The organism is Janthinobacterium sp. GW821-FHT03A03 (genome assembly GCF_059421435.1).
The window spans coordinates 1-16,065 of the sequence record NZ_JBWKUZ010000031.1; the positions used below are offsets into that span (position 1 = coordinate 1).

The 16,065-nt window shown below is 61.5% G+C and carries 15 protein-coding genes; 14 read left to right on the forward strand and 1 reads right to left on the reverse strand.

The annotated features are described in order from the left end of the window. Positions 1-177 precede the first annotated feature (177 nt). Positions 178-864, reverse strand: a complete 687-nt coding sequence (locus AC07VI_RS28200; RefSeq protein ID WP_086148205.1) for a Bax inhibitor-1/YccA family protein — start codon at positions 862-864, stop codon at positions 178-180. A gap of 222 nt (positions 865-1,086) precedes the next feature. Between AC07VI_RS28200 and ndk the strand changes: the two genes are divergently transcribed. The 14 genes from ndk to AC07VI_RS28270 all read left to right on the forward strand — a co-directional run bounded on the left by ndk (position 1,087) and on the right by AC07VI_RS28270 (position 16,063). Next, positions 1,087-1,503, forward strand: coding sequence for a nucleoside-diphosphate kinase (ndk, locus tag AC07VI_RS28205; protein WP_070223377.1), 417 nt, complete (start codon positions 1,087-1,089; stop codon positions 1,501-1,503). Between the two features lie 125 nt (positions 1,504-1,628). After that, positions 1,629-2,804: a dual-specificity RNA methyltransferase RlmN gene (gene rlmN / locus AC07VI_RS28210; protein ID WP_086148218.1), complete on the forward strand. Its 1,176-nt coding sequence runs from the start codon at positions 1,629-1,631 to the stop codon at positions 2,802-2,804. 11 nt (positions 2,805-2,815) lie between these two features. Then, a complete protein-coding gene (gene pilW, locus AC07VI_RS28215) occupies positions 2,816-3,592 on the forward strand; it encodes a type IV pilus biogenesis/stability protein PilW (protein ID WP_157792293.1) in 777 nt (258 codons plus the stop codon). Between the two features lie 82 nt (positions 3,593-3,674). Continuing rightward, on the forward strand, positions 3,675-4,601 hold the full coding sequence (locus AC07VI_RS28220) for a helix-turn-helix domain-containing protein (protein WP_494808831.1): 927 nt from the start codon (positions 3,675-3,677) through the stop codon (positions 4,599-4,601). A gap of 56 nt (positions 4,602-4,657) precedes the next feature. Beyond that, positions 4,658-5,926: a flavodoxin-dependent (E)-4-hydroxy-3-methylbut-2-enyl-diphosphate synthase gene (ispG, locus tag AC07VI_RS28225; protein WP_099419460.1), complete on the forward strand. Its 1,269-nt coding sequence runs from the start codon at positions 4,658-4,660 to the stop codon at positions 5,924-5,926. A 32-nt stretch (positions 5,927-5,958) separates the two neighbouring features. After that, positions 5,959-7,320: a histidine--tRNA ligase gene (hisS, locus tag AC07VI_RS28230; protein ID WP_086147771.1), complete on the forward strand. Its 1,362-nt coding sequence runs from the start codon at positions 5,959-5,961 to the stop codon at positions 7,318-7,320. A gap of 54 nt (positions 7,321-7,374) precedes the next feature. After that, the gene (locus tag AC07VI_RS28235; RefSeq protein WP_086147770.1) at positions 7,375-8,043 is read left to right on the forward strand and encodes a YfgM family protein; all 669 of its coding nucleotides are present in this window, start codon (positions 7,375-7,377) and stop codon (positions 8,041-8,043) included. 85 nt (positions 8,044-8,128) lie between these two features. Next, entirely contained in the window at positions 8,129-9,274 is a 1,146-nt protein-coding gene (gene bamB, locus AC07VI_RS28240; protein WP_086147769.1) for an outer membrane protein assembly factor BamB, read from the forward strand. Between the two features lie 4 nt (positions 9,275-9,278). Further along, a complete protein-coding gene (der, locus tag AC07VI_RS28245) occupies positions 9,279-10,625 on the forward strand; it encodes a ribosome biogenesis GTPase Der (protein WP_070221915.1) in 1,347 nt (448 codons plus the stop codon). Positions 10,626-10,864: 239 nt separating this feature from the next. Continuing rightward, on the forward strand, positions 10,865-11,101 hold the full coding sequence (gene hfq, locus AC07VI_RS28250; protein ID WP_008450615.1) for an RNA chaperone Hfq: 237 nt from the start codon (positions 10,865-10,867) through the stop codon (positions 11,099-11,101). A 120-nt stretch (positions 11,102-11,221) separates the two neighbouring features. Next, positions 11,222-12,445 (forward strand): GTPase HflX, encoded by a 1,224-nt coding sequence (gene hflX, locus AC07VI_RS28255; protein WP_086147768.1) that lies wholly within the window; start codon positions 11,222-11,224, stop codon positions 12,443-12,445. A 2-nt stretch (positions 12,446-12,447) separates the two neighbouring features. Further along, on the forward strand, positions 12,448-13,743 hold the full coding sequence (gene hflK / locus AC07VI_RS28260) for an FtsH protease activity modulator HflK (protein WP_086147767.1): 1,296 nt from the start codon (positions 12,448-12,450) through the stop codon (positions 13,741-13,743). After that, on the forward strand, positions 13,743-14,630 hold the full coding sequence (hflC, locus tag AC07VI_RS28265) for a protease modulator HflC (protein ID WP_086147766.1): 888 nt from the start codon (positions 13,743-13,745) through the stop codon (positions 14,628-14,630). The genes hflK and hflC overlap by 1 nt, the downstream gene beginning before the upstream one ends. 272 nt (positions 14,631-14,902) lie before the next feature. Continuing rightward, complete coding sequence (locus AC07VI_RS28270; protein ID WP_492995128.1) at positions 14,903-16,063, forward strand: ATP phosphoribosyltransferase regulatory subunit; 1,161 nt, start codon at positions 14,903-14,905, stop codon at positions 16,061-16,063. Positions 16,064-16,065: the final 2 nt, after the last annotated feature.

Below are 16,065 nucleotides of genomic sequence, written 5' to 3' on the forward strand. Positions count from 1 at the left end.
GTACAAAACGCCCGATGCGGTGCATCGGGCGTTTGTGCAGCAATAAATACTGTCAACCTATTTTAGGACTGGACAGCGCAGCGCATAAAACGTTCAGGGCAAGGCGCGGTGCCGAAGACAGTACGACTAGTACGGCGAGGCACTGCAACGCCGCCCTGGGCGTTTTTGCGCCAGCGCTTAGTCGCGGCTGCCGCCGGCGAAGCCCAGGAGCGACAACAGGCTGGTGAAGATGTTGTACACGTCCAGGTAGATGCGCAGGGTGGCCGAGATGTAGTTGGTCTCGCCGCCGTTGATGATTTGCTGCACGTCATACAGGATGTAGGCCGAGAAGATGGCGATGGCGACCATGGAGATGACGATCGACAGTGCCGACAGGCCCAGGAAGATGTTCGCCACCGATGCCAGGATCAGCACGATCACGCCGGCGAACAGCCATTTGCCCATGGCCGAGAAGTCGCGCTTCGACACCGTGGCAATCGTCGCCATCACGGCCAGGATGGTGGCCGTGCCGCCGAACGCCGTCATGATCAGCATGCCGCCGTTCGAGTAGCCGAGCGTGCGCGTCAGGATGGGCGTGAGCATCAGGCCCATGAAGAAGGTAAAGCCCAGCAGGACGGCGACGCCCAGGCCCGAGTTCTTGGTCTTTTCAATCGCGTACATGAAGCCGAATGCGACGGCCATGAAGATGATGAAACCCATGCCGCCGGTCAGCATCGGCAAGTGCATTTGCACGCCGATGAAGGCGCCCAGCACGGTCGGTATCATGGACAGTGCCAGCAGCCAGTAAGTGTTGCGCAAGACCTGGTGGCGGACTTGCTGCATGCCTCCGGACAGGTCATAGGTGCGTTGCATGTTCTGATTCATAGTGCCTCCGTGTTGTCAATTCAAATTACTACTTTGCCCAAGGATAGCATGGACCCCGGTTTTTACAAAAAAACCAGCTTAAGATTTAATTAAACTCAGGCAAGGGCAGAAGATGGCCGCCGGCCTGTCTGGGTGATATGGGGTGGAGTATGGTAAAATCAAAGGTTGATTGAGTTATCAATTTATCGTTTTAAACCTTTCTTTTTATTGGAGTTTTCACACATGGCAATCGAACGCACCCTGTCGATCATCAAACCAGACGCAGTTGCAAAAAACGTAATCGGTCAAATCTACACCCGTTTTGAAAACGCTGGCCTGAAAATCGTTGCAGCACGCATGACGCAACTGTCGCGCGAACAAGCTGAAGGCTTCTACGCAGCGCACAAGGAACGCGGCTTCTTCAAGGATCTGGTCGACTTCATGGTTTCCGGTCCAGTCATGATCCAGGCCCTGGAAGGCGAAAACGCCGTTCTGGCTCACCGTGACCTGATGGGCGCGACCGATCCGAAGAAAGCAGAAAAAGGCACGATCCGCGCCGATTTCGCCGATTCGATCGACGCCAACGCCGTACACGGTTCCGACGCTGTCGAAGCTGCTAAAGTGGAAATCGCTTACTTCTTCCCAGAACTGAAGGCTTAATTGCCTTAGATAACGTTATTTCCTGGCGTTATCTGTGAAATAACTTATCACCCCCTGTTCCCGCTGCGCTGTGGAGTTTTCGCTCCGGATGCGCGCGGGGACGGATTTTTAGAATAGACATGATCATGAATACGACGCCCCTCACCAACTTGCTGGACCTGGATCCCGCGCAACTCATTGCCTACTGCGCCGAGTTGGGAGAGAAACCGTTTCGTGCGAAACAATTGCAACGTTGGATACACCAGTTCGGCGCTTCCGATTTCGACGCCATGACGGACCTGGCCAAGTCGCTGCGCGACAAGCTGGCCACGCGCGCCGAAGTGCGCGCCCCGGCTATCATCAGCGACCATACGTCGACGGACGGCACGCGCAAATGGCTGGTCGATGTCGGCAACGGCAATGCCGTGGAAACCGTGTTCATTCCGGAAGACAATCGCGGCACCCTGTGCATCTCGACCCAGGCCGGCTGCGCCGTGAACTGCCGTTTCTGCTCGACGGGCAAACAAGGCTTCAACCGCAACCTCAGTGTAGGCGAAATCATCGGCCAGCTGTGGATGGCGGAATTCGAATTGCGCCGTACCAAGGGCATCGAACCGGGCCCGAAAGGCGAGCGCCAGATCACCAACGTGGTGATGATGGGCATGGGCGAGCCCCTGCTGAACTTTGAGCCGACCGTCACGGCCCTGAAATTGATGCTCGACGACAACGCCTACGGCCTGTCGCGCCGCCGCGTGACCCTGTCGACGTCGGGCGTGGTGCCGATGATGGACAAGCTGTCGCAGGAAGTGCCGGTGGCCCTGGCCGTCTCGCTGCACGCCTCGAACGACAGCTTGCGCGACGGCTTGATTCCACTGAACAAGAAATACCCGCTGAAGGAATTGATGGCGGCGTGCAAGCGCTACCTGGAATTTGCCCCGCGCGATTTCATCACGTTTGAATACTGCATGCTCGACGGCGTCAACGACAGCGACGAGCACGCGCGCGAACTGCTGGCGCTGGTGCAAGACCGCGAGTTCGGCGTGAACTGCAAGTTCAACCTGATTCCATTCAACCCCTTCCCCGAGTCGGGCCTGTTCCGCTCGAAAAACCCGCGCATCAAGGCCTTTGCCCAGGTGCTGATGGATGGCGGCATCATCACCACCGTGCGCAAGACGCGCGGCGACGATATCGATGCGGCCTGCGGCCAGCTGGCCGGCGAAGTGAAGGACCGCACGCGGGTGCAGGAGCGCATGGAAAAGATGACTGAGTATCAACAAAAATTCGGCGCCAATTTCGGCAAGATCGTGGAGATCCGCTCCTGATGCGGGGAGGCATGGCTTATCCTGGCGCACTGGCCGCGGCTGTTGTCGGCCTGGGCGTGCTGCTGGCCGGCTGTGCTTCCACCGCGGACAAGGGGCAGGCTGCATTGGTCGAGCAGCGCGCCGCCTTGCGCTTGCAGCTGGCCAGCGCCTATTATATGCAAGACCAGTTTGTGGTGGCTTTGGAAGAGGCGGAGCAGGCGGTGCAGCTGGTACCGGACAACGTCCAGGTGCGCGGCATGCGCGCCCTGATTTTTGCTGCTTTGCGCCAACCTGTGGCTGCTGAAAAAGATTTTCTTTACGCATTGCGCCTGGCACCCCACAATCCCGAGTTGAGCAATAATTATGGCTTGTTCCTGTGCCAGACCGGGCGCGCGGCGCAGTCGCTGGCGTATTTTGATGCCGCATTGCAAGATGCAGCCTATGGCACGCCTGAACTTGCGCTGCACAATGCGGCGGCCTGCAGCCTGGTCATGAAAGATTACCCGCGCGCCGCCAGCTACTGGCTCAAGGCGGAGCGCATTGCACCTGGAGCGGCAATCACGTATGCCGGCCTGGTGCGCGTGTATTACCAACAGCAAGACTACCGGCAAGCGGCTTATTATCTTGAGCGGCTCGGTAAAGTGGCGACAATGGAGAGCCAGACGGCCGAAGTGCTGTGGCTCGGGATCAAGGTGCAGCATAAGCTCGGGGATGCGGGCGCGGAAGCTGGCCTGGGGGCGCATTTGCGCCACCACCATTCCGGCTCCCCCGAATATGCTGCTTATCAAAATGGGGCGTTTGATGAGTGAAACAGGGATACCAATGAATTCAGAGTGGGCAGAAACGCCTCAGCAGCAGCCCCAGGGCAATCTTGCGTTGGCAGGCGCACAGTTGAAGGCGCAGCGCGAAACGCTGGGCTGGCCGGTGGAACAGGTGGCCGACCAGCTCAAGCTGGCGTCGCGCCAGGTCATCGCGCTGGAAGAGGGCGACATGGCGGCCTTGCCGAACCTGGCCGTGGTGCGCGGTTTCGTGCGCGCCTATGCCAAGGTGGTGCGTATCGATGCGGCGCCGCTGGTGGCCATGATCGAAGTCCATCCGGCGCCGGCGCAAGACCCGGCCGCGCCCGTGCGGCGCGAGATTTCCGCCACGTTCTCGGAATCGCGCTTCCCGTCGATGACGCAGCGCTCGTCGAACCAGACTCCCCTCTGGATCGCCGGCGCCGTGGCTGTCGTCGTGGCGGCCGCCTTTGGCGCCTACAAGCTCGGCTATGTCCCGGCCAGCCTGCTGTCTGCGCACGTGGAAAAAGAAAGCGCGCCTGCGGAAGTGGGGCCCGTGGAAACGACCCTGATCAAGCCGGGCCAGGATTTGACGCCCGTGCAGACGCCGTCCGTGCCCCTGATTTCCGTACCGCCGCCGCCAGGCAACGATACGCAGACGGGCGCACCGGCTTCCGCCGCCGCTTCGGCGCCAGCCGCCGCCGTGCCGCCGCCTGCCGCCACGCCCGCCGCTGCGCCGGCAACGACGCCGGCGGCAGCGCCTGCGGCGGCGGCCGCCGTCACGCCGCCCGTCGTCGCCGCGGGCGCGAATGCGCTGGTGCTGAAAGTGGAGCAGGATTCCTGGGTGGAGATTCGCCGCCCCGGCACCAAGCCGCTGATTTCGCGCATGGTCAAGGCCGGCAGCACGGAAACCTTTGATATCACGGGCCCGGCCACCCTGGTGGTGGGCAAGCCGGGTGTCGTGCAGGCAACCTTGCGCGGCGCCAAGCTGGACTTGCCGACCGTTGCGGGCGGTACGATCTCGCGCGTAAGTATCAAATAAGCATCAAGCAGCGTATAAACCGGCAGTTTAAGTAAGCAAACTCACAAGATAATATTATGGCTACCTCGAAAACAGCGATCGGTTCCGGCCCTTCCGACCGGCGCGACAGCCGCAAGGTGCTGATCGCGCACGGCCAGCGCCAGATCTGGGTGGGCGGCGACGCCCCCGTGGTGGTGCAGTCGATGACGAACACGGATACGGCCGACGCCGTCGGCACGGCGATCCAGATCAAGGAACTGGCACGCGCCGGGTCGGAACTGGTGCGCCTGACGGTGGACCGTCCTGAAGCTGCCGCCGCCGTGCCCTACATTCGCGAGCAGCTCGACAAGATGGACATCGACGTGCCGCTGGTGGGTGATTTTCACTATAACGGCCATACTCTGCTGAGCGACTACCCCGATTGCGCGCGCGCGCTGTCGAAGTACCGCATCAATCCAGGCAATGTGGGCAAGGGCGCCAAGCGCGATACGCAATTTGCGCAGATGATCGAAGCGGCTTGCAAGTATGGCAAGCCGGTGCGCATCGGCGTGAACTGGGGCAGCCTGGACCAGGCCTTGCTGGCGCGCATCATGGATGAAAACGCGGGCCGCGCCGAACCGTGGCCGGCGCAAGCCGTCATGTACGAGGCGCTGGTGACGTCGGCCATTGAGAACGCCGTGCGCGCCGAAGAGCTGGGCCTGGGCCGCGACAAGATCATTCTGTCGTGCAAGGTTTCTGGTGTGCAAGATTTGATCGCCGTGTACCGCGAACTGGCCCGGCGCTGCGACTATCCGCTGCACCTGGGCCTGACGGAAGCGGGCATGGGCAGCAAGGGTATCGTCGCCTCGACGGCGGCACTGTCCGTGCTGCTGCAGGAAGGCATCGGCGACACCATCCGCATCTCGCTCACGCCCGAGCCGGGCGGCGACCGCACGCGCGAAGTCATCGTCGGCCAGGAAATCCTGCAGACCATGGGCTTGCGCAAGTTCGCGCCCATGGTGATCGCCTGTCCCGGCTGCGGCCGCACGACGTCGACCACCTTCCAGGAGCTGGCCGACAATATCCAGACCTATCTGCGCGAGCAGATGCCGGAGTGGAAAAAATCGTATCCGGGCGTGGAAGCGATGAACGTGGCCGTCATGGGCTGCATCGTCAACGGTCCCGGCGAATCGAAACATGCGAACATCGGCATCAGCCTGCCGGGCACGGGCGAGTCGCCGGCTGCGCCCGTGTTTGTTGACGGCGAGAAAGTCGTTACCCTGCGCGGCGAACGCATCGTCGAGGAATTCCAGGACATCGTCTTGAATTATGTAAAGAGTCACTACGGAAAAACGGTTGCTGCCTGAGCCTGATCCGATCAAAAGCAAAGAAGAACACTATGTCCGAAAATAAAAAACTCGATAAGATCACTGCCGTCAAAGGCATGAACGATATCCTGCCGGCCGATGCCCCGTTGTGGGAATTGTTTGAAAATACGGCGCAATCCGTGCTGCAAAGCTACGGCTTCCAGCAGATCCGCACGCCGATCGTGGAAGAAACGAAGCTGTTCGCGCGCGCTATCGGCGCCGTGACCGATATCGTGGAAAAGGAAATGTATTCGTTCACCGATTCGATGAACGGCGACAACCTGACCCTGCGCCCTGAAGGCACGGCCGGCGTGGTGCGCGCCGTGGTCGAGCACAACCTCGTCTACGAAGGCCCGAAACGCCTGTGGTACAAGGGCCAGATGTTCCGCCACGAGCGTCCGCAGAAGGGCCGCTACCGCCAGTTCCACCAGTTCGGCGTGGAAGCCATCGGTTTCACGGGCCCGGATATCGACGCCGAGATCATCATGCTGTCGCGCCGCCTGTGGGATGACCTGGGCCTGGAAGGCATCCGCCTGGAACTGAACTCGATCGGCGACGCGGCCGAGCGCCTGCGCCACCGCGCCGACCTGATTGCCTATCTGGAAAGCCACAGCGAACAGCTCGACGAAGAGGCCAAGCGCCGGCTGCACAGCAATCCGCTGCGCATTCTCGACACCAAGAATCCTGCCATGCAGGACCTGGTCAATGGCGCGCCGAAGCTGCTCGACTACCTGGGCGAGGAATCGCTGGCCCACTTCCACGGCGTGCAGAAGATCTTGAACCACAACAATATCCCATTCACCATCAATCCGCGCCTGGTGCGCGGCCTCGATTACTACAACCGCACGGTGTTCGAGTGGGTCAGCGACAAGCTGGGCGCGCAAGGCACGGTCTGCGCCGGCGGCCGCTATGATGGCATGGTGGAAATGTTTGGCGGCAAATCGACGCCGGCCGTCGGTTTCGGCATGGGCGTCGAGCGCCTGGTGCTGCTGATGAAGGATGCGGCCGAGCCGGAACAGCCAGCCCAGTGCGACGTCTACCTGGTGCACCAGGGCGAGCAGGCAGGCTTGCAAGCTTTCGTGCTGGCCGAGCGGATTCGCGATGCAGGCCTGGACGTTGTGCTACATTGCGCGGCGAGCAATGGCGGCGGCAGCTTCAAGACGCAGATGAAAAAGGCCGATGCCAGCGGCGCGGCGTTTGCCGTGATCCTGGGCGACGATGAAATCGCCAACAACGTCGCCACGGTGAAAGCCATGCGCGAAGCCGATGCCGGCGCGCAGCAGAACACGGTGCCGTTCGACGATGTCGTCGATTATGTGGTGGACCAGATCATCGGCGACCACGATTGCGGCCACGACCACGGTCCTGGCGGCCATGTGCATCACCACCATTGATTTGAAGCAAGACCGTACTACCCTCGATCAACTACTCATTAAAACTGACGACCCATGGCATACGATCACGAAGAACAAGAACAACTGGCAACCCTCAAGGCCTGGTGGCAGCGCAATGGCAATCTGACCTCCTGGGTCCTGATCGTGGCGCTGGCAGGTTACAGCGGCTGGGCCGGCTGGCAGTATTACCAGCGCACCCAGGCGGCGCAAGCGGGCCAGTTGTACGACGAGCTGCAGAACGCCATCGCCGCCAAGGACACGGCCAAGGTGATGCGCGCGGCCGGCGACATGCAGTCGCGCTTCGGCGGCACGGCGTATGCGCAGATGAGCGCCCTGGCCGCGGCCAAGGTGGCGTTCGACGCGAATGACCTGAAAACGGCGAAGACCCAGCTGCAATGGGTGGCCGAGCACGGCACGGAAGAGTACAAGGCCATCGCCAGACTGCGCCTGGCCGGCGTGCTGCTGGACGAGAAAGCCTACGATGAAGCGCTGAAAGTGCTGGCAGCTGTTACTGTGCCGCAATTTGCCGGCGCCGTGGCCGACCGCAAGGGCGACGTCCTGGTGGCGCAAAACAAGCTGGCCGATGCCCGCACCGCCTACCTGGCCGCGATAGCCGCGACGGACAAGAACAATCCAGGCCATCAATTGATCCAGGTCAAACTGGAAGCGATCGGTGGCACGGTGCCGGAAGACAAGGCCAAGGCTGACAAGGCTGCCGCCTGACAGGAACACTGACGGTTCGGCCGTGCGGCGTTTTCCGCCGCTGGCCTTGCCCTTACAAGTACAAGAAAAAGGTTGGATAACACTTATGCGTGTCACTGAAAAGCTGGTAGCTGCAAGTCTGTTGGCCCTGATGGCCGGTTGCTCGTCCTGGAACCCGTTCGCCTCGAAAGATCCGAAAGTCGAGCCGGCCAAGCTGGTCGAGTTAAAATCGAGCATCGCCGTGCGCGACGCCTGGAAGTATTCGATCGGCAAGGCCGGCGTGTACGCGTTCACGCCGGCCCTGGCCGGCGGCAGCCTGTACGTGGTCAGCGCCGACGGTGCGCTGGCGCGCCTGGATGCGGCTACGGGCCGTGAAGCGTGGCGCATCAAGGCTGGCAGCGACATCACCTCCGGCGCCGGCAGCGATGGCACCCTGGTGGCCGTGGGCGCCGCGAAAGGCGCCGTGCTGGCCTTCGACGCCGACGGCAAGCAGCTGTGGAAGGCGCAGGCATCGAGCGAAGTGCTGACCCCGCCAGTGGTCACCCAGGGCGTGGTGGTGGTGCGCAGCGTGGACAACCGCATCGTCGGTCTCGATGCCAAGACGGGCGAACGCAAGTGGACGGTGCAGCGCGCCACGCCGGCATTGACCTTGCGCAATGCGCCGGGCATGGTGCCGGGCGGCGCGAATGTGTACGTGGCCCAGCCAGGCGGCAAGCTGCTGGCACTGACGGCGGCGACCGGTGTGGTACGCTGGGAGATCGTCGTCAGCGAACCGCGCGGCGCCACGGAACTGGAGCGCGTCTCCGACATCGCCGGCACGCCGGTGGTGTTCGAGGGCGAAGTGTGCGCCGTCACGTACCAGGGCAAGGCAGGCTGCTTCGACGCTGTCACGGGCGTGCCGCGCTGGACCAAGCCGATCTCGTCCGATGTGGGCGTGGCCGTCGACCAGCGTTTCGTGTTTGTTGCCGATGACCAGGGCGCCGTGGTGGCGTTCAGCCGCGAAGGCGGCCAGAGCGCCTGGAAGAACGAGGCGCTGGCGCGCCGCCGCCTGTCGACGCCGGCCTCCTACGGCCGCAGCGTCGCCGTCGGCGACTATCAAGGTTACATCCACTTCCTGTCACGGGAAGATGGCGCATTAATAGGTCGGATCAGTACCGACGGCAGCCCGGTTGTTTCGGCTCCCGTTGTCGCCGGTTCGAATTTGATTTTTCAAACCCAATCAGGGACAGTGACCGCTCTTGCGGTCGAGTAATACAATGAAGCCGGTAATTGCACTAGTAGGTCGACCCAATGTTGGGAAATCGACCTTATTCAATCGTCTGACCCGCTCGCGCGATGCGCTGGTGGCGGATTTGCCTGGGTTGACGCGCGATCGTCACTATGGCGAAGGCCGTGTCGGCGAACGTCCCTTCCTGGTCATCGATACGGGTGGTTTCGAGCCCGTCGCCAAGGAAGGCATCATGCACCAGATGGCACTGCAGACCAAGCAGGCCGTGGCCGAGGCCGACGTGGTGGTATTCATCGTGGACGGCCGTCAAGGCCTGACCCCGCATGACAAGACCATCGTCGACTTCCTGCGCAAGAGCGGCCGTCCGGTCTTGCTGGTGGTCAACAAAAGCGAAGGCATGCGCTATACGGCCGTCGTGTCCGAATTCTATGAATTGGGCATGGGCGATCCGTATGCGATCTCGTCGGCGCACGGCGACGGCGTCAACGATCTGGTCGAAGTGATGCTGGACCTGGCGTTCGCGCAGCGTCCGGACGAGCCTGAAGAGCTGGAAAAGACCGACCGCGGCATCAAGATCGCCCTCGTCGGCCGTCCGAACGTGGGCAAGTCGACCTTGATCAACACCCTGCTGGGCGAAGAGCGCGTGATCGCCTTCGACATGCCGGGCACGACGCGCGATTCGATCGAGATTCCATTCGAGCGCGATGGCCAGCAATACACCTTGATCGACACGGCCGGTATCCGCCGCCGCGGCAAGGTGTTCGAGGCAATCGAGAAATTCTCGGTGGTGAAAACGCTGCAGTCGATTTCCGAAGCCAACGTGGTCGTGCTGATGCTCGACGCGCAGCAGGATATTTCCGAGCAGGACGCGCATATCGCCGGCTTCATCCTGGAATCGGGCCGCGCGCTGGTGGTGGCCGTGAACAAATGGGATGGCCTGCAATCGCACCAGCGCGATGAAATCAAGATCGATATCGACCGCAAGCTCGATTTCCTGTCGTTCGCGCAGATGCATTTCATTTCGGCGCTGAAAGGCACCAACATCGGCCCGCTGATGAAGTCGCTCAACGCCGCCTATGCGGCCGCCATGTGCGATTTGTCGACGCCGAAGCTGACGCGCGCCCTGATCGAGGCCGTGGAGAAGCAGGAGCCGCGCCGCAAGGGCTCGATTCGTCCGAAGCTGCGCTATGCGCACCAGGGCGGCATGAACCCGCCTGTAATCGTGATTCACGGCAATGCGCTCGACGCCGTTGGCGATCCGTACAAACGGTATCTGGAAAAACATTTCCGCGATACCTTTGCCCTGGTCGGCACGCCGTTGCGCATCGAATTGCGTACGGGCAAAAACCCGTTTGCGCGCACGCCAAGCAAGTAAAATCGTGCTGGGTTAAGCATCAATTAAGGCGCCGCAGCGATAATGCGGCGCCGACAGCAAATAAAGATGGCCATTTGCACGGAAATAATAAAGTGTTAATGCGCCATGCGCGACAGCGATCGCGAAAACAGGTTACAGTAGCTGTGATGCATCTTTCTCTCTTTGAAAGGTGTGAGAGCACTTGAAATCAAGCGAGTCGCCTCCAATTCTTATACAACAACATAAACAACGGAGCTGTTATGAGCAACAAAGGGCAACTGTTACAAGACCCATTCCTCAATGCATTACGCAAAGAGCATGTTCCTGTCTCGATCTACCTGGTCAATGGCATTAAATTGCAGGGCCATATCGAATCGTTCGATCAATATGTCGTATTGCTGCGCAATACGGTCACGCAGATGGTGTACAAGCACGCCATCTCGACAGTGGTGCCGGCCCGTGCCGTCAATCTCAATATTGAATCTGAAGCGGAGTAAAGCGTTGAGCTTGACGGCCCGGCGCCTTTCACCCTCCACCGCTCCCGTCCGCGCCAGCGGCGCTGATGCGTTTGCATCGGCGTCGGCGTCGGCGTCCGCCGCAACTCATCTGATGCCATCATGCGCGCGGCACTAGTCGGGGTCGACTTCGGTCACAGCGACTTTGCCGCCAGCATGGAGGAATTGATGCTGTTGTCGCGTTCCGCCGGTGCGGACCCGATTTCCACCATCACGGCCAAGCGTTCCAGCCCCGATTCCGCCTATTTTGTCGGCAGCGGCAAGGCCGATGAAATTGGCGACGTCGTCGTCAATGATGGCCTGGAAATCGTCATTTTCAACCATGCCCTCTCGCCCGCCCAGCAGCGCAATCTGGAAAAGCGCCTGAATGTGCGGGTACTCGACCGTACCAGCCTGATTCTCGACATCTTTGCGCAGCGCGCCAAGAGCCACGAGGGCAAGCTGCAGGTCGAGCTGGCCCAGCTGCAGCATCTGGCTACGCGCCTGATCCGCGGCTGGACTCACCTTGAGCGGCAAAAGGGCGGTATCGGCTTGCGCGGTCCCGGCGAGACGCAGCTCGAGACCGACCGCCGGCTGATCGGCGAGCGTGTCAAGGCGCTGCGCGCGCGCCTGGAAAAACTGCACAAGCAGCGCGAAACGCAGCGCCGCGCGCGCGGCCGCAATCACACATTCTCCGTGTCCCTGGTCGGCTATACCAATGCCGGCAAGTCGACCCTGTTCAATGCCGTGACCAAGGCCGGCGTGTATGTCGCCGATCAGTTGTTCGCTACCCTGGACACCACCTCGCGCCGGGTTTACCTGGGCCAGGAGGTGGGCAACGTGGTGATCTCCGACACGGTCGGCTTCGTGCGCGAATTGCCGCACCAGCTGGTGGCCGCCTTCCGCGCCACGCTTGAAGAAACCATCCATGCCGATCTGCTGCTGCACGTCGTCGATGCCGCGTCGCCGGTGCGCATGGAGCAGATCGAACAGGTCAACCTGGTCCTGAAGGAGATCGGCGCCGATCATATTCCGCAAATCCTCGTGTGGAACAAGATCGATGCGGCCGGGCTGGAGCCTTCGGTGGAGCGCGACGAATATGCTACGATCAGTCGCGTGTTCGTCAGTGCGCAGAAGGGCAGCGGTCTCGACCTGCTGCGCGATGCCATCGTCGAGATGGCGAAGAAGGCGCCCCGTTCGGCCCACCTCTATCAGAGCGATGAAGCACAGCAGGAAGATCAGTTTGACGGTCAGTACGACCAGCACGATGGCGCCGCCCCGGACCAGGCCGAAGAGCCTGGCGAGGACGATAGGTTTTCCACCCACTCCAAAGTCGGAACACGATAGTTATGCTTGTCTCCCTACTCAAAAAAACAGGCTTGAAGTTGTCCCTGAACGATCCCCGCTGGGGCAATCGCAAGGACGACGGCAAGAAAGCCCAAGAAGGCAAAAAGCCCGGCGAAGGTCCGCCGGACCTCGATCAGCTGTGGCGCGATTTCAACCAGCGCCTGAACGCCTTTTTCGGACAGAAGAACCGTCCCGACAACGGCGGCAATAACAACGGCGGCGGCAGCGGCCCGCGTCCCGACATGAAGGGCGCCGGCATCACCGCCGGCGTGGTCGGCGTGATTGCCGTCTTCATCTGGCTCGCCAGCGGCGCCTTCATCGTGCAGGAGGGCCAGAGCGGCGTCGTGCTGACGTTCGGCAAAGTCACGCGCACGGCGCCGGCCGGTTTCAACTGGCGCTGGCCGTATCCGTTCCAGACCGATGAAACCGTCAACGTGTCGCAGGTGCGCACCGTGGAAGTCGGTTATCGCACGTCGCTGCGCAACAAGCAGGCCAGCGAGTCGCTGATGCTGACGGACGATGAAAACATCATCGACATCCAGTTCGCGGTGCAGTACACCTTGAAAGATCCTGTCGAATGGCTGTTCAACGTGCGCGAGCAGGAAGACACCTTGCGCCAGGTCGCCGAAACGGCGATCCGCGAAGTGGTCGGCCGCAGCAAGATGGACTTCGTGCTGTATGAAGGCCGCGAAAAAGTGGCTTTTGATACGCAGAAATTGATGCAGCAGATTCTTGATGATTACAAGGTTGGCGTGTTGATTAACAACGTGACGATGCAGGCCGTGCAGCCGCCGGAGCAGGTGCAAGCCGCCTTCGACGATGCCGTCAAGGCCGGCCAGGACCGTGAGCGCCAGAAGAATGAAGGCCAGGCCTACGCCAATGACGTCATTCCGAAAGCACGCGGCGCAGCATTCCGCCTGGTGCAGGAAGCCGAGGCCTACCGGGCCATGGTGACCGAGAACTCCGAAGGTAATGCGTCGCGTTTCAAGCAGGTGCTGGTCGAGTACCAGAAGGCGCCGGCCGTCACGCGCGACCGCATGTACCTGGAAACGATGCAGCAAGTGTTCAGCAGTGCCAGCAAGGTCATGGTTGACGCCAAGACGGGCAGCAATCTGCTGTATCTGCCGCTCGACAAGTTGATCGCCCAGCAGGCGGCGTCGGACGCCTCGGCCGCGGCAGCGCGCGCCGCAGCGTCCTCGCCCGCAGCCAATACCGTTTTGCCACAGGAAGCCATGCCGACAGTAGAAGTGAATCAGCGCCGCGACAGCCGCTCTTCGCGTGAACGGGAGAGCCGCTAATGAACCGTATCGTTGCCGCCCTGATCGCGGGCTTTATCGCGATCATGCTCCTTTCCTCGACCGTGTTCGTCGTCGATCAGCGTAAATACGCCATCGTCTTCGCCCTTGGCGAAGTCAAGGAAGAAATCAGCAAACCTGGCTTGTACTTCAAGCTGCCGCCGCCGTTCCAGAACGTCATCTACCTGGACAAGCGCATCCTGACGCTCGACACGCCGGAGCCGGAACGCTTCATCACGGCCGAGAAGAAGAACATCCTCGTCGACGCGTATGTGAAGTGGCGCATCGTCAATCCGAAGACTTATTTCCGCAGCTTCGGCGGCGATGAAAGCCGCGCCCGCAACCGCATGTCGCAAATCGTCAAGGCCGCGCTGAACGATGAAATCACCAAGCGCACCGTGCGCGAAGTGATCTCGGGCGAGCGTGGCAAGGTGATGCAGGCGATCAAGGCCAAGGTGGCGGCCGAGGCCGAAGCCATCGGCGTGGGCATCGTCGATGTGCGCCTGAAGCGCGTCGACTACGTCGAGCAGATCAACAACTCCGTGTACGAGCGCATGAAGTCCGAGCGCGTGCGTGTGGCCAATGAACTGCGTTCGACCGGTTCGGCCGACTCCGAGAAAATCCGCGCCGACGCCGACAAGCAGCGCACGGTGATCCTGGCCGAAGCGTATCGCGAAGCCGAGAAGATCCGCGGCGAGGGCGACGCCAAGGCGTCGCAGATCTATGCGGAAGCCTTCGGCAAGAACCCCGAGTTCTACAAGTTCTACCGTAGTCTGGAAGCCTACCGCGCCACGTTCAAGGACAAGGGTGACGTGATGGTGGTCGACCCGAGTTCGGAATTCTTCAAGTACTTCAAGGGCGGCGGCGCAGCCGGTCCGGCCAAGAAGTAAGGCGGCATCGACACTGCACCCGGCCGCAAGGGCGGGTGGCAGCCGCGGCGGGGCCGGCATCGATGCCGGCCCCGCTTTTTTTTGTGCCCGCCGCACCGTTGCGGGAAGGCGTAAAATGCAGTGTTTTTAGCCCTGCGCGTCACCGATTCGGACAACTTATCCCTAAAGGCCCGCGTTTTCGCGTAAAATATCAGGTTCGGCCTCTTGCCTGGCGCGCCCGCCGCTGCCTCGCATGATGCATTTTTCAACTTTCTTCCGTATCTCGCTCCCTCATGCCGAATTGGCTTTTGCCCGAAAATATTGCCGATGTTCTGCCGTCGGAAGCGCGCAAGATCGAAGAGCTGCGCCGCCTCATGCTGGATAATTTCCGTCTGTACGGATATGAACTGGTCATGCCGCCGCTGCTCGAGTATCTGGAATCGCTGATGACCGGCGCCGGCAAGGATACCGACCTGCGCACGTTCAAACTGGTCGACCAGCTGTCGGGCCGCATGCTCGGCCTGCGCGCCGACATGACGACGCAAGTGGCGCGCATCGACGCCCACCTGCTCAACCGTGCCACCGTCACCCGCCTGTGCTACGCCGGCAGCGTGCTGCATACCCGTCCGTCGGGCCTGCACGCCACCCGTGAGCCGCTGCAGATCGGCGCCGAAATCTATGGCCACGCCGGCCTGGAAGCGGATGCCGAGATCCAGGAACTGGCGCTCGCCTCGCTGGCGCTGGCCGGTTTCGAGAGCGTGCGCCTGGATTTGTCGCACGTCGGCCTGTTGCGCGCTATCATTGCGCAAGATGCCGCTGCCGTGCGTGACGAGGCTGCGCTGTACACCCTGCTGCGCGCCAAGGATGCGCCGGGCCTGCGCGCCCTGACCGCATCCTACGATGCTGTCACGCGCGATGCGCTGCTGGCCTTGCCGAACCTGTACGGCGACATCGATGTGCTGGCGCGTGCGCGCGAAGTGCTGCCGCCGCTGCCGGGCGTGCTCAAGGCGCTGGCCGAACTGGCCGCGCTGGCAGGATCTGCCCTGGGCCGCGCCGAAGTGGCGATCGACCTGGCCGACCTGCGCGGCTACCAATATGAAAGTGGCGCGATGTTTGCGCTGTATGTACCTGGCTTGCCGAACGCCGTTGCGCGCGGCGGCCGTTATGACCACGTCGGCGAAGCGTTCGGCCGGGCACGTCCCGCGACCGGCTTCTCGCTCGATTTGCGCGAACTGGCGCGCCTGTTGCCGACCGCGGAACGGAAGCATTCGATCCGCGCGCCGTGGGGCAGCGCGCCAGAATTGAAGGAAAAAATCGCCGAGTTGCGCAAGGCGGGCGAGGTCGTGATCCAGAGTATGCCGGGTCACAGTAATGAACAAGACGAGTTCGAGTGCGATCGCGTGCTGGTACTTGCCGATAATGGTAGTAGCTGGATTCTTAAAAACTTAGGTTGAGT

Excerpts from the sequence above, each read along its gene's own strand:
- AC07VI_RS28200 (WP_086148205.1), bottom strand. The coding sequence starts at position 864 with ATGAATCAGAACATGCAACGCACCTATGACCTGTCCGGAGGCATGCAG.
- ndk (WP_070223377.1), top strand. The coding sequence starts at position 1,087 with ATGGCAATCGAACGCACCCTGTCGATCATCAAACCAGACGCAGTTGCA.
- rlmN (WP_086148218.1), top strand. The coding sequence starts at position 1,629 with ATGAATACGACGCCCCTCACCAACTTGCTGGACCTGGATCCCGCGCAA.
- pilW (WP_157792293.1), top strand. The coding sequence starts at position 2,816 with ATGGCTTATCCTGGCGCACTGGCCGCGGCTGTTGTCGGCCTGGGCGTG.
- ispG (WP_099419460.1), top strand. The coding sequence starts at position 4,658 with ATGGCTACCTCGAAAACAGCGATCGGTTCCGGCCCTTCCGACCGGCGC.
- hisS (WP_086147771.1), top strand. The coding sequence starts at position 5,959 with ATGTCCGAAAATAAAAAACTCGATAAGATCACTGCCGTCAAAGGCATG.
- AC07VI_RS28235 (WP_086147770.1), top strand. The coding sequence starts at position 7,375 with ATGGCATACGATCACGAAGAACAAGAACAACTGGCAACCCTCAAGGCC.
- bamB (WP_086147769.1), top strand. The coding sequence starts at position 8,129 with ATGCGTGTCACTGAAAAGCTGGTAGCTGCAAGTCTGTTGGCCCTGATG.
- der (WP_070221915.1), top strand. The coding sequence starts at position 9,279 with ATGAAGCCGGTAATTGCACTAGTAGGTCGACCCAATGTTGGGAAATCG.
- hfq (WP_008450615.1), top strand. The coding sequence starts at position 10,865 with ATGAGCAACAAAGGGCAACTGTTACAAGACCCATTCCTCAATGCATTA.
- hflX (WP_086147768.1), top strand. The coding sequence starts at position 11,222 with ATGCGCGCGGCACTAGTCGGGGTCGACTTCGGTCACAGCGACTTTGCC.
- hflK (WP_086147767.1), top strand. The coding sequence starts at position 12,448 with ATGCTTGTCTCCCTACTCAAAAAAACAGGCTTGAAGTTGTCCCTGAAC.
- hflC (WP_086147766.1), top strand. The coding sequence starts at position 13,743 with ATGAACCGTATCGTTGCCGCCCTGATCGCGGGCTTTATCGCGATCATG.
- AC07VI_RS28270 (WP_492995128.1), top strand. The coding sequence starts at position 14,903 with ATGCCGAATTGGCTTTTGCCCGAAAATATTGCCGATGTTCTGCCGTCG.